Consider the following 13,226-nt stretch of genomic DNA (forward strand, 5'->3'; position numbering starts at 1 on the left):
TTTCTCAACGAAAAACGGCGGCCCCTGAGGCGCCGCCGTTTCCCGTTCATCTGTGCAAAGTCTCAGAGGTCGAATTGGTCGAGCCGCATCACCTTGCTCCAGGCATTTACGAAGTCGTTCACGAACTTGTCACTGCCATCGCTGGCGCCATAGACTTCGGCGACGGCGCGCAGCTCCGAATGCGAGCCGAAGACCAGGTCGACGGGCGTGGCCGTCCACTTCAGCTTGCCGCTGGCCCGGTCGCGGCCTTCATAAAGGCCCTCGGTCGCCGCCTTCTCCCACTTGGTCTCCATGCCGAGCAGGTTGACAAACCAGTCGTTGCTGAGCGTGCCCGGCCGGTCGGTGAAGACGCCGTGCTTGGCGCCGCCGACATTGGCATCAAGCGCCCTGAGCCCGCCCATCAGCACGGTCATTTCCGGCACGGTCAGCGACAGCAGATTGGCCCGGTCGACCAGCGCCTCGGTCGGCGAGAGGAAGCTCGCCTCGCTGTAATAGTTGCGGAAGCCATCAGCCTTGGGTTCCAGCTCGGCGAAGGAGGCGACATCGGTCTCGGCTTGCGAGGCATCGCCCCGGCCCGGTGCAAACGGCACGCTCACATCATGACCCGCCGCCAAGGCCGCGCGCTCGATCGCCGCGCCGCCGGCGAGCACGATCATGTCAGCCAGCGAAATCTGCTTGCCGCCGCTGGCCGAGCGGTTGAAGTCCGCCCGCAGCTTCTCAAGCACCCCAAGCACCTTGTCGATCTCGGCAGCATCATTTGCCGCCCAGCTCTTCATCGGGGCCAGCCGGATGCGGGCGCCGTTGGCCCCGCCGCGCTTGTCGGTGTCGCGGTAGCTCGCCGCCGAGGCCCAGGCCGTGCGCACCAGCTCGGCATTGGTCAGCCCGGTCTCGAGCACCCGCGCCTTCAGCGTCTTCACATCGTCAGCATTCACCAGCGGATGCGTCACCGCCGGCACAGGGTCCTGCCACGACAGTACTTCGCCCGGCACCTCGGCGCCGACGTAGCGGGCGCGCGGGCCCATGTCCCGGTGGGTCAGCTTGAACCAAGCCTTGGCGAAGGCCTTTTCAAAATCTTCCGGATTGTCGAGGAAACGCTGGGAGATCTTCCGATATTCCGGGTCCTCCTTGAGCGACAGGTCGGTGGTGAACATGATGGGCTGGTGGAACTTGCCCTCGACATGGGCATCGGGAACCGTGCCGGCCCCGCCGCCATTCTTGGGCACCCACTGCACGGCACCGGCCGGGCTCTTGGTCTGCTGCCAGTCATACATGAACAGATTGCTCAGATACTGCATCGACCAGGCGGTCGGGCTCGAGGTCCAGGCGCCTTCCAGCCCGCTGGTGATCGTGTCCTTGCCCGCGCCGCTGCCATAGCTGTTTTCCCAGCCCAGCCCCTGCTTCTCGATGCCCTCGGCCGCCGGCTCCTTGCCAACATTGCTGGCCGCGGCCGCGCCGTGCGCCTTGCCGAAAGTGTGGCCGCCGGCGATCAGCGCCACGGTCTCCTCATCGTTCATCGCCATGCGGCCGAAGGTCTCGCGAATGTCGCGCGCGGCTGCAATCGGGTCCGGCTTGCCGTTGGGGCCTTCGGGATTGACGTAGATCAGGCCCATCTGCACCGCCGCTAGCGGGTTCGCCAGCTTGCGGTCACCCGAATAGCGCTTGTCATCGAGGAACTTCTGTTCCGGGCCCCAATAGACGATATCGGCCTCCCAATCATCGGTCCGGCCACCGGCAAAACCGAAGGTCTTGAAACCCATGTTCTCAAGGCTGACATTGCCGGTCAGCACCATGAGATCGGCCCAGGAGAGCTTGCGGCCATATTTGGCCTTCACCGGCCACAGCAGCCGCCGCGCCTTGTCCAGATTGGCATTGTCGGGCCAGCTGTTCAGCGGTTCGAAGCGCTGCTGGCCACCGCCGGCCCCGCCGCGCCCGTCCGCCACGCGGTAGGTGCCGGCACTGTGCCAGGCCATGCGGATGAAGAAGGGGCCGTAATTGCCATAGTCCGCCGGCCACCAGGGCTGGCTTTCCGAGAGCACCTTCTCGATGTCCTTCTTCACTTCGGCGATATCGAGCGTGGCGAATTCCTTGGCATAGTCAAAGCCGTCGCCCATCGGGTTCGAGGCCTTGGCATGCTGGCGCAGCGGCGCGAGGCTCAGCTGCTCGGGCCACCAGAATTGCGTGCTCATGTTGTTCTCCTGCGCTGTCGCCGGGGCCGACACCGCCAGCGCCCCCATCGAAACGGCCACCAGCGCCATCATCATCGTGGATTTTACCATGTCTCGTCTCCCAAGGCTGTGAATTCTTCGAGACCTTCCTTCTACGCCCCTCTGCCTCATCCGGAAAATCAATAGTCTTGGTCGGCATAATCGTTTTTCTCAATCATCATTCGTGGACGGCATCTTTCGCTCGGCCGCGAAAAGCCTTACCTCCCCTTCATGGCGACCCGCCCTGATCTGACGACCTTCGCGTCCGTTCCCAGCCGCCGCCGTGTCATCGACCGGCGCGCGCTCGCCGATGCGCTTGACGCGCGGCTGGCGGCGCTTCCCGACTATGCCTCTCGCCGAGCGGCGCTGCTCGACACGCTGGTAGCCGCACTTGCCGAGGGCAATGCCGAGCTTGCCCGCCGCCTTGAGGAGAGCCCGACAAAGGGCCTGGAGCTGGCCGGCGCGCGCGCCTTTCTGATCGACCAGCTGATCCGCATCGCCTTTGATGCGATCACGACCAGCCTCTATGCGCAGGCCAACCGCACCGCGGCCGAGCGTATCGCGCTGGTCGCGGTCGGTGGCTATGGGCGCGGCCAGATGGCGCCCTTTTCCGACATCGATCTGCTGTTCCTGACCCCCTACAAGCGCACTGGCTGGGGCGAGCAGGTGATCGAGACGATGCTCTACCTGCTCTGGGATCTGGGCCTCAAGGTGGGCCATGCCACAAGGTCGGTCGATGACCATATCCGGTTCGTGCGTGCCGACGTCTCAACATGCACGGCGCTGCTCGAAGCCCGCTTCCTGTGGGGGGACCAGCCGCTCTATGAGGAGGCCATGGCCCGCTTCCGCGCCGAAGTGGTCGCCCCCGGCAGTCGCGCCTTCATCGCCGCCAAGCTTGCGGAGCGCGACGAGCGCCACAAGCGGATGGGGGACAGCCGCTATGTCGTCGAGCCCAATCTGAAGGAAGGCAAGGGCGGCCTGCGCGACCTGCACACGCTGGGCTGGATCGGTCGCCATACCTATAGCGCTGAAGGGGTGGGCTCGCTGGTCGAACAGGGCCTGCTCACGGCCACCGAGGCGCGCCAGTTCCGCCGCGCCGAAAGCTTTCTCTGGGCGGTGCGCATCAACCTTCATGCCATCGCCGGCCGCGCCGAGGAGCGATTGACCTTCGATGTCCAGCCCGAGCTGGCGCGGCGGCTTGGCTATACCGACCGGGACGGCATGTCCGCCGTCGAGCGCTTCATGCGCCATTACTTCCTGATCGTGCGCACGGTGGGCGATCTCACCGGCCTGTTCCTCGCCCAGCTCGAGGAGCAGACGTCACGCCGCGCCTGGCTGCCTGGTCTGACCCGCAAGCCCGCGCGCCTCAATGGCTTCACCCTGCGCCGTGGCCGCCTCGGCGTGCCGTCCGATGATTTCTTCCGCGCCGAGCCGACCCGGCTGATCGAGCTGTTCGCGCTTGCCGCGCGCGAAAGCCTGCCCATCCACCCGCAGGCCATGCGCCAGGCGGCGCGCGACTCGGTGCTGATCGATGAGGCCGTGCGGCGGAGCAAGGCCGCCAATGGCTGGTTCCTCGAGATCCTCACCCATCCGAATGACCCCGACACGGTTTTGCGCTGGATGAACGAGGCCGGCGTCTTCGGCCGCTTCATTCCCGATTTCGGCCGCGTCGTGGCGCGGATGCAATATGACATGTATCATCACTATACGGTCGATGAGCACAGCATCCGCGCCATCGGCCTGATCGCGCGCATTGGCGATGGCCGGCTCCGGGCCGAACACAAGCTCTCCCATGCCCTACTTCAGCAGCTCGCCAGCCCGCGTGTCCTGCATGTCGCCGTGCTGCTCCATGATATCGCCAAGGGGCGTGGCGGCGATCATTCCGAGCTTGGCGGCGAGATTGCGATGAAGCTCTGCCCCCGCCTCGGGCTCTCCGCTGCGGAAACCGAGACGGTCGCCTGGCTGGTCCGCCACCATCTGCTGATGAGCCGCACCGCCTTCAAGCGCGACCTCGCCGATTTCAAGACCATCCTCGATTTCGCCGAAGCCGTGGCCAGCCCCGAGCGGTTGCGCCTGCTGCTGATCCTGACCGTGGTCGATATTCGCGCGGTCGGCCCGGGCGTGTGGAACGCGTGGAAGGGCCAGCTGCTGCGCGAGCTGTATGAAGGCGCCGAGGAGGTGCTGCGGCTGGGCCACAAGCAGAAGGGCCGGGCCGAGCGCATCGCCGAACGTCAGGCGCTGCTCGCCAGCACCATGGGCTGGTCGCAGAGCCGCAGTCAGGCCCATGCGCGGCGCTTTACCGACAGCTACTGGATCGCCGAGACGCCCGACATTCTGGCCGCCAATGCCGCGCTCATCGCCCGGGCCGAGGCGGAGCAGCTGCCACTGGCCATTGATTGCCGGCCCGACAGCGAGAGCGGCACCACGCTGGTCAGCATCCATGCGGCCGACCATCCCGGCCTGTTCTACCGCGTCGCCGGCGCCATCAGCCTGGCGGGCGCCAATATTCTCGATGCCCGCATCCACACCACCCGCGATGGCCGTGCGGTCGACAATTTCACCATCGCCGATCCGCTGGGCCAGCCCTTTGCCGAGGCGGACCAGCTGGCCCGGCTCAGCCGCACCATTGAGGATGTGCTGACCGGCCGCATCCGCCTCGCCGATCGCCTCGCCGCCCGCCCGCTCGCGCGGCGCCGCGCCGAGGCCTTCCGGGTCGAGCCCTATGTGATCTTCGACAACAAGGCCTCCAACCGCCACACGGTCGTCGAAGTGGGCGCGGCCGACCGGCCGGCGCTGCTCTATGCGCTGACCCGGGCGCTGTTCGACGGCAAGGTCACGGTTCACAGCGCGCATATCGCCACCTGGGGCGAGCGCGCCACCGACACTTTCTATCTGACCGACCTGACCGGCGCCAAGATCACCGACGCCGCCCGCCTCGTGGCGCTTGAAAAGCGGCTGATCAGCGCCGCCGGCCAGCCGGTCAAGCGCCGGCCTGCTGCGCGCGCGGCGGAAAAGGCCCCCGAACGCGCCGCCGCCGAATAAGCACCGGGCCGGGCGCGCCTGCGCGGTTTCGATGATTGACGCCCCCCGCACCGCCGCGCGTATAAGCGCACGGCAGGAGACACGCATGACCGAACCGACCCGCAAAGAGACGCTGAGCGACTGGGAAGCCCTTGCCGCCAAGGAAGTGAAGGGGGCCGATCTCGATTGGCACGCGCCCGAAGGCATCACCATCAAGCCGCTCTACACAGCCGCCGACCACAGCGCCGACCCCGGCCTGCCCGGCTTTGCGCCCTACACGCGCGGCGTGCGCGCCACCATGTATGCGGGACGGCCCTGGACCATCCGCCAATATGCCGGCTTCAGCACGGCCGAGGCCTCCAACGCTTTCTACAGGCGCAACCTCGCCGCCGGCCAGAAGGGCCTGTCGGTGGCCTTCGATCTCGCCACCCACCGCGGCTATGATTCGGATCATCCCCGTGTTTCGGGTGATGTCGGCAAGGCCGGGGTCGCCATCGATACGGTCGAGGACATGAAGATCCTCTTCGATGGCATCCCGCTCGACCAGATGTCGGTCTCGATGACGATGAACGGCGCCGTCATCCCCTGCCTCGCCTTCTTCATCGTCGCCGCCGAAGAGCAGGGCGTCCCTCAGGAAAAGCTCGACGGGACCATCCAGAACGACATCCTCAAGGAGTTCATGGTCCGCAACACCTATATCTATCCGCCCGCGCCCAGCATGCGGATCGTCGCCGACATCATCGCCCATACCTCGCGGCACATGCCGAAGTTCAACAGCATCTCGATCTCCGGCTATCACATGCACGAGGCCGGGGCGACGGCGGTGCAGGAGCTTGGCTATACGCTCGCTGACGGCATGGAATATGTCCGCGCCGCCCAGGCACAGGGCCTCGATATCGACGCCTTTGCCGGCCGGTTGTCGTTCTTCTTCGGCATCGGCATGAACTTCTTCATGGAAATCGCCAAGCTGCGCGCCGCGCGCACGGTCTGGGCGAAGATCATGACCGATCTCGGCGCCAAGGATCCGCGCAGCCTGATGCTGCGCACCCATTGCCAGACCAGCGGCGTCAGCCTGCAGGAGCAGGACCCCTACAACAATGTCATCCGCACCACGGTCGAGGCGCTCGCCGCCGTACTCGGCGGCACCCAGTCGCTGCACACCAATGCGCTCGATGAAGCCATTGCGCTGCCCACCGATTTCTCGGCCCGCATCGCCCGCAACACCCAGCTGGTGCTTCAGGAGGAAACCGGCATCACCCGCGTCGTCGATCCGCTGGGCGGCAGCCATTATGTCGAGGCGCTGACAGAGGCGCTGGTCGAAGGCGCCGAAAAGCTCATCGCCGATGTCGAAGCGATGGGCGGCATGACCAAGGCGGTCGAAAGCGGCCAGCCCAAGCTCGACATCGAGATGGCGGCCAGCGCCAAGCAGGCCCGCGTCGACCGCGGCGAGGATGTCATTGTCGGCGTCAACAAGTACAAGCCCGCCAGCGACGACGAGATCGAGATCCTCGATGTCGACAATGTCGCCGTGCGCGCCAGCCAGATCGCCCGGCTCGAACAGGTCAGGAAGACCCGCGACCAGGCTGCCGTCGATGCCGCCTTGCAAGCGCTGCGCGATGCTGCGGCCGGCAGCGCCAACCTCCTTGAAACCGCGATTCATGCCGCCCGCGCCCGCGCCACCTTGGGCGAAATCTCGTCAGCGCTTGAAGACGTGTTCGGCCGCCACACGGCGGTGGTGCGCATGGCCAAGGGCATCTACGCCGATGCCTATAAGGGCGACCCCGCCTATGCCCGCGTTGCCGACGGGGTTGACGCGTTCGAGCGCCGCAAGGGCCGCAAGCCGCGTGTGCTGATCGTCAAGATGGGGCAGGACGGGCATGACCGCGGCGCCAAGGTGGTGGGCTCAGCACTCGCCGATCTCGGCTTTGATGCCACCGTCGGCCCGCTGTTCCAGACGCCTGAGGAAGCCCGGGCGCTGGCGCTGGAGCTTGATGTCGATCTCGTCGCCAGCTCCAGCCTGGCGGCCGGCCACAAGACGCTGGTGCCCGCGCTGATCAATGAACTGAAGGACGCCGGCCGCCCCGATATCCGCGTCATCGCCGGCGGCGTCATCCCCCCGCAGGATTACGAATTCCTGCAAAAAGCCGGCACCGCCGCCATCTTCGGCCCGGGCACCAACATCGTCGAAGCCGCCGCCGACCTGCTCCGCCTGCTCGGCCACAACCTGCCCCCGTTGGGCGAGGATCTGGCAGCGGAGTAAGCGCCGCTTGTTCTCTTTTGAAGCATTTTGCCTGAAAGACCCGGCTGTTATGCTCTTCGTTCGTTGGTACGCGACAGAATGCAAGAAAAGGTAATTTTATCAAAATTGAAACGAATTCCTCTAAATATGTATTGAATAATTTACTTTATTCTATCTAATTCGACCGATGAGACGAGCAGTCATACTTTTCGCTTCATCTACGCTTTGTTGTTCCTTGGCAGCCGCCCAGCAACCGCTTCGCCCGTTAGAAGCGCGCTCCGAGGCCGCTGTAGATACGGAGCGCTATACCGTTTTGCCCGCAAATACCGAGGTGGTATTGAGCGTGAACGACGACGTCACCACAAAAGGCGGAAAAATCGAAGAGGGGTCGACTTTCGCACTCACGGTCGCAAGTGATGTCAGACTTCAGAATATGGTCGTAATTCCGAGGGGCTCAAAAGCCATTGGCGAGATCGTCTGGAAGACTGGCAAGGGCGCGTTCGGAAAGTCGGGCAAAATGGAGGTTGAGCTTCGTTTCATCGAAGTCGGCGGCCAGCGGATCGAAATTGAAGGGAAGTACCGGCAGGAAGGCGAAGGAAACACAGTCGCAACGGTTGGGACCGTTGTGGTGGCCGGTGTGTTTGGAGCCCTAGTGACCGGCAAAAGCGCGAAAATTCCAAGAGGCCGCGAACTCATTGCTCGCACAAAGTATGATATCCCGGTCGCGCTTCCCCAACCTATGACTGCATATGTACCCGGCCGTGAGGCTAGTACATTGGAACAAACGAGCGCGCCGGTTGGCGGCAGGTTCGCACCTCAAAGCGGAGTGATCGACCCGAGCAATGTTGGGCCGCCTAAGCGCCCTGCAAACACCGCGTCCGGTTTCTGTTACGATGTGCAAAGAGGCTATGCCGGCACCGGCTCGCTGAAGAATCCAGCAATTACGGCGGCAAGGCCAGCCTGCTGGCAATTGCTTGAGAAAGCTCAGTAAGGCTCCATCCTGCATCCAGCTTCCTGAATTGCGGCCCAAGCCGCCAGTGTTGGGCCGTGATCTCCGTCCGCAATCGCCCCAACATGCCGCGTTGGCGCGTTCGGCTGAGCGCGCTATAGCGGGCGCATGACCATTTCGCTTCCCGACCCCGGCCTGCATTTCTACGGCGAGGGGCTGCTTGATCCGTCGCGCACCGAGCGGCTTGTTTCCGACGCGCTGAAGGGCTGCGACGACGGCGAGCTCTATCTGCAATATTCGGTCTCGGAGAGCTTCAGCTTCGATGATGGCCGGCTGAAGTCTGCCAGCTATGACAGCCAGAAGGGCTTTGGCCTGCGCGGCGTGGCGGGCGAAATGACCGGCTTTGCCCATGCCAATGAACTGTCCGATGCCGCCATCCTGCGTGCCGCCGAGACGGTCGGCCTCGTCAAGGCGGGCCATGCGGCGGTGATGGCACCGCCGCCAGCGCGCACCAACGCTGTGCGCTACACCGATGCCAACCCGCTCGATGGCATCAGCTTTGCCCGCAAGATTGAGCTGATGCAGAAGATTGACGCCGCCGCCCGCGCCCGCGATCCGCGCGTGGTGCAGGTCTCGGCGAGCCTGATCGGTTCATGGAGCGTCATCGAGATCGTCCGCGCCGACGGTGAGCGCCGGCGCGACATTCGCCCGCTGGTGCGCCTCAACGTACAGATCGTCGTCGAGGCCAATGGCCGCCGCGAGACCGGCTTTCATGGTCTGGGCGGCCGCTACGGCTATGACGCGCTGTTTGAGGACAGCCGCTGGCAGGGCGCCATCGACACCGCGCTCGAAAGCGCGCTGGTCAATCTCGAAAGCGTCGATGCCCCGGCGGGCGAAATGACTGTGGTGCTCGGCCCCGGCTGGCCTGGCATCCTGCTGCACGAGGCCATCGGCCATGGCCTTGAAGGCGATTTCAACCGCAAGGGCACCAGCGCCTTTTCCGGTCGCATCGGCGAGCGGGTGGCCGCTGCGGGCGTCACCGTTGTCGATGATGGCAGCATCAATGATCGCCGTGGCTCGCTGACCATCGATGATGAAGGCACGCCCACCTCGCGCACCGTGCTGATCGAGGACGGCATCCTCAAGGGCTATATGCAGGACCGGCTCAATGCGCGTCTCATGAACACCGCGCCCACCGGCAATGGCCGGCGCGAGAGCTATGCTCACTCCCCCATGCCGCGCATGACCAACACCTTCATGCTGGGCGGCACCGAAGACCCGCAAGAGATCCTGCGCGGCGTGAAGAACGGCATCTATGCCAAGAGCTTCGGCGGCGGCCAGGTCGACATCACCAGCGGCAAGTTCGTCTTTTCCTGCACCGAGGCCTACAGAATCGAGAACGGCAAGCTGGCCGCCCCGGTCAAGGGCGCGACGCTGATCGGCAATGGCCCCGATGTGCTGACGCGGGTCAAGGCCATCGGCAATGATCTGGCGCTTGATGAAGGGGTGGGCGTGTGCGGCAAGGGCGGGCAGAGCGTGCCGGCCGGCGTTGGCCAGCCGACGCTGCTCGTCGAAGGCCTCACTGTTGGAGGCACGGCAACCTGAGGGAGACGGACGTGGCGGATTTTCTCGACCATATCAACGACAGGCGCGCTTCATGGGTGGCCGAACAGCCGGTCTTCTTCGTTGCCACGGCCGCCGAAGGCGCGCGTATCAACCTCAGTCCCAAGGGCATGGACAGCTTTCGGGTGCTGTCGCCAAACCGCGTCGCCTATCTCGATTATGGCGGATCGGGCAACGAGACCAACGCCCATCTGCTCGCCGATGGCCGCATCACCATCATGTTCTGCGCCTTCGACCGCACCGCGCTCATCTACCGTATCTACGGCACCGGCCGCCCCGTGCTGCCGCAGGATCCGGACTGGGACGCGCTCGCTGCACATTTCACCATCGAGCCGGGTGTGCGCCAGATCTTCGACATTGCGGTCACCTCGACACAGGAAAGCTGCGGCTGGGGCGTGCCGCGCATGGAATTCGAGGCCGAGCGCCAGACACTCCGGAAAGCTCACGCCCAGGATGACGCCGCAGAGCGGCTGAAGAAATATCAGCAGCGGGACCGCAGCATCGACGGTCTGCCGGTCCGCCCGCCGTCCGTCCTGCCCTATGGCTGAGCCGGCGCTGCTGGCAGACGGCGTGGTGGCGCTGCATTTCCTGTTCATTCTCTTCGCCCTGTTCGGGGCCGGGCTGCTGCTGCGCTGGCCGCTCTTGATCTGGCTGCATGTGCCGGCGCTCATCTGGGGTGTGTGGATCGAGCTTTCAGGCGAAGTGTGCCCGCTGACGCCGCTTGAGGTCCGGCTGCGGCAAGCAGCCGGGCAGCAGGGCTATTCGGGCGGCTTCATCGATCAGTATCTGACCCCGATCATCTATCCGGACGGGCTGACTCGAAACACCCAGATGGTGTTTGCCGGGATATTGCTGGCGGTGAATGCGCTGCTTTACGCCCGGGTCTGGCAACAGGGGCGACGCTGATGGCGCTGGTGGTGCTGGAGACGCTGTTTGACCCCATGGCCGCGCAGATGATGCGCATGCGGCTGGAAGCGGGCGGCATCGAGGCGGTGCTGTTCGATGCCGGCATCGCCTCGCTCATCGGGCCTGGCCTGTCGGGCGTGCGTGTCATGGTGCTCGATGAAGATGAGGCCGCCGCCCGTACGCTGCTCGCCCGCAGCACCGATGACGGCGCCCAGGGGGCTGCTTAAAAAACTGTCATCATGTGGAAGCCGGATGCGGCACTGCCGCTGAATCGTGCAAAACGCTGCCAAAACCATGTCCCGCGCCTAGGTGGATAAACTGGCACGCTCTCTGCATATCATGTTGCAGAGAGTTTCGCCGGTCTGTCCGGCAGCATCATTGGCAGCCCCGCTCACACGGCGCGCGCCTCAAGAGGTTCCTCCCCAAGGAAACCGACTGGCCCGGCAGGAAACTGCCGGGCCTTTTTTTGTGGCTCCTTGGGGCCCTGGCCGCTACAGGCAGCGCCATGGTCACGCTCACTCTTCTTCGCCACGGGCAATCCCAGTGGAACCTCGAAAACCGCTTCACCGGCTGGTGGGATGTCGGCCTGACCGACAAGGGCGTCGCTGAAGCCCGTGCCGCCGGCAAGGCCATGGCTGAAGCCGGGCTTGATTTCGATATGGTCTTCACCAGCGTCCAGTCCCGCGCCATCAAGACCGCCAATCTGGCGCTGGCCATGATGGACCGGGCATGGCTGCCGATGATCAAGGACTGGCATCTGAACGAGCGCCACTACGGTGCCCTCACCGGCCTCGACAAGGCCGATACCATCGCCAAACATGGCGAAGAGCAGGTTCGCATCTGGCGGCGCAGCTTCGATGTGCCGCCGCCGCCGCTGGAGGAGGGTTCGCCCTTCGATCTCAGCCATGATCGTCGCTATGCCGGCATCACCGTGCCTCGCACCGAGAGCCTGAAGGACACCATCGCCCGCGTGCTGCCCTATTATGAGGCCAGCATTGCGCCGGTGCTGGCCGACGGTCGCCACGTCCTTATCACCGCGCACGGCAATTCCCTGCGCGCGCTGGTCAAGCACCTGTCGCAGATTTCGGATGCCGACATCATGGGCGAGGAGATCCCGACCGGGAAACCGCTTGTTTATGAACTCGACGGCGCGCTGCAGACCGTGGGTCGCCGCTACCTCTGAGCCTCAGTCAACAAGGCCGGCAAAGCGCCAGCCCAGCTGCTGCCCGGCGAGAAACGGCACCACCCGCGTGCCTGCCGCCGGAATGGCGTCCGGAACCGTCACTTCAGTGCGCTCAAGCTTCACCCGCCGCGCATTGACCGGCAGCTTGTAAAAGGCCGGCCCGTTCAGCGAGGCAAAGGCCTCCAGCCGGTCAAGCGCGCCGGCGCGGTCAAAAACCTCGGCATAATGTTCGAGCGCAAAGGCCGCGTTATAAATGCCCGCGCACCCGCAGGCGCTTTCCTTGTCGCCCACCGCATGGGGGGCGCTGTCGGTGCCGAGGAAGAACCGGTCCGAGCCGCTGGTTGCTGCGGCCACCAGCGCCTGGCGGTGGGTCTCGCGCTTGACCACCGGCAGGCAATAGGCGTGCGGGCGGATGCCGCCCTCAAACATCGCGTTGCGGTTGATGGTCAGGTGATGCGGGGTGATGGTTGCCGCCACATTGGCGCCGGCAGACATGACGAACTCCACCGCCTCGCGCGTCGTGATATGCTCGAACACCACCCTTAGCCCCGGAAAATCGCGCAGCAGCGGAGCAAGCGTCCGCTCGATGAACACCGCCTCACGGTCGAACACATCGACATTATGGTCGGTCACTTCGCCGTGGATGAGCAGCGGCAGGTCGACCGCCTGCATCGCTTCGAACACCTTGTAGATGCGCCGCACATCGCTCACGCCCGCATCGCTGTTGGTGGTCGCGCCTTGCGGATAGAGCTTGGCTGCCGTCACTACGCCGCTGGTCTTGCCAAGCCGCACCTCATCAGGGGCGATGCTGTCGGTCAGATACAGCGTCATCAGCGGCTCGAAGCCATGCGCCGGGTGGGCGGCCGCCAAGATCCGGTCGCGGTAAGCTGCTGCCGCCGCCACGGTGGTCACCGGCGGCTTCAAATTGGGCATCACGATCGCCCGGGCAAACTGCCGGGCGGTGTCGTTGACCACAGCCGCCAGCATCGCGCCGTCGCGCAAATGCAGATGCCAGTCGTCAGGTTGCCGGAGAATGAGCGCGTGGTCGGTGTCCATGAGAACGCTGTTCTGCCCAACAGGCGGTCAATGCGCAACTCCCGC

The 13,226-nt window shown here is 64.9% G+C and carries 10 protein-coding genes; 8 read left to right on the forward strand and 2 right to left on the reverse strand.

Annotated features, from left to right (window positions below; all coding sequences use genetic code 11):
• Positions 1-62 precede the first annotated feature (62 nt).
• Positions 63-2,276 carry a catalase/peroxidase HPI gene (gene katG, locus ACMVO5_RS00310; RefSeq protein ID WP_416908098.1) on the reverse strand — a complete coding sequence of 738 codons (2,214 nt, stop codon included), beginning with the start codon at positions 2,274-2,276 and terminating at the stop codon, positions 63-65.
• A gap of 159 nt (positions 2,277-2,435) precedes the next feature.
• Between katG and ACMVO5_RS00315 the strand changes: the two genes are divergently transcribed.
• The 8 genes from ACMVO5_RS00315 to gpmA all read left to right on the forward strand — a co-directional run bounded on the left by ACMVO5_RS00315 (position 2,436) and on the right by gpmA (position 12,125).
• A complete protein-coding gene (locus ACMVO5_RS00315; RefSeq protein ID WP_416908099.1) occupies positions 2,436-5,246 on the forward strand; it encodes a [protein-PII] uridylyltransferase in 2,811 nt (936 codons plus the stop codon).
• Between the two features lie 85 nt (positions 5,247-5,331).
• Entirely contained in the window at positions 5,332-7,485 is a 2,154-nt protein-coding gene (gene scpA / locus ACMVO5_RS00320; RefSeq protein ID WP_416908100.1) for a methylmalonyl-CoA mutase, read from the forward strand.
• Positions 7,486-7,699: 214 nt separating this feature from the next.
• Positions 7,700-8,455, forward strand: coding sequence for a hypothetical protein (locus ACMVO5_RS00325; RefSeq protein ID WP_416908101.1), 756 nt, complete (start codon positions 7,700-7,702; stop codon positions 8,453-8,455).
• 126 nt (positions 8,456-8,581) lie between these two features.
• Entirely contained in the window at positions 8,582-10,018 is a 1,437-nt protein-coding gene (gene tldD, locus ACMVO5_RS00330) for a metalloprotease TldD (protein WP_416908102.1), read from the forward strand.
• An 11-nt stretch (positions 10,019-10,029) separates the two neighbouring features.
• The gene (locus ACMVO5_RS00335; RefSeq protein WP_416908103.1) at positions 10,030-10,584 is read left to right on the forward strand and encodes a pyridoxamine 5'-phosphate oxidase family protein; all 555 of its coding nucleotides are present in this window, start codon (positions 10,030-10,032) and stop codon (positions 10,582-10,584) included.
• Positions 10,577-10,942: a DUF2784 domain-containing protein gene (locus ACMVO5_RS00340; RefSeq protein WP_416908104.1), complete on the forward strand. Its 366-nt coding sequence runs from the start codon at positions 10,577-10,579 to the stop codon at positions 10,940-10,942. The genes ACMVO5_RS00335 and ACMVO5_RS00340 overlap by 8 nt, the downstream gene beginning before the upstream one ends.
• Positions 10,942-11,169 carry a DUF2007 domain-containing protein gene (locus tag ACMVO5_RS00345; protein WP_416908105.1) on the forward strand — a complete coding sequence of 76 codons (228 nt, stop codon included), beginning with the start codon at positions 10,942-10,944 and terminating at the stop codon, positions 11,167-11,169. Before ACMVO5_RS00340 ends, ACMVO5_RS00345 begins: the two co-directional genes overlap by 1 nt.
• A gap of 278 nt (positions 11,170-11,447) precedes the next feature.
• Complete coding sequence (gpmA, locus tag ACMVO5_RS00350) at positions 11,448-12,125, forward strand: 2,3-diphosphoglycerate-dependent phosphoglycerate mutase (protein WP_416908106.1); 678 nt, start codon at positions 11,448-11,450, stop codon at positions 12,123-12,125.
• 3 nt (positions 12,126-12,128) lie between these two features.
• On the opposite strand, the gene pyrC is transcribed toward gpmA, so the two are convergent.
• Positions 12,129-13,181 (reverse strand): dihydroorotase, encoded by a 1,053-nt coding sequence (pyrC, locus tag ACMVO5_RS00355; protein ID WP_416908108.1) that lies wholly within the window; start codon positions 13,179-13,181, stop codon positions 12,129-12,131.
• Positions 13,182-13,226: the final 45 nt, after the last annotated feature.

Source organism: Polymorphobacter sp. (assembly GCF_048007885.1).
Taxonomy (GTDB): domain Bacteria; phylum Pseudomonadota; class Alphaproteobacteria; order Sphingomonadales; family Sphingomonadaceae; genus Sandarakinorhabdus.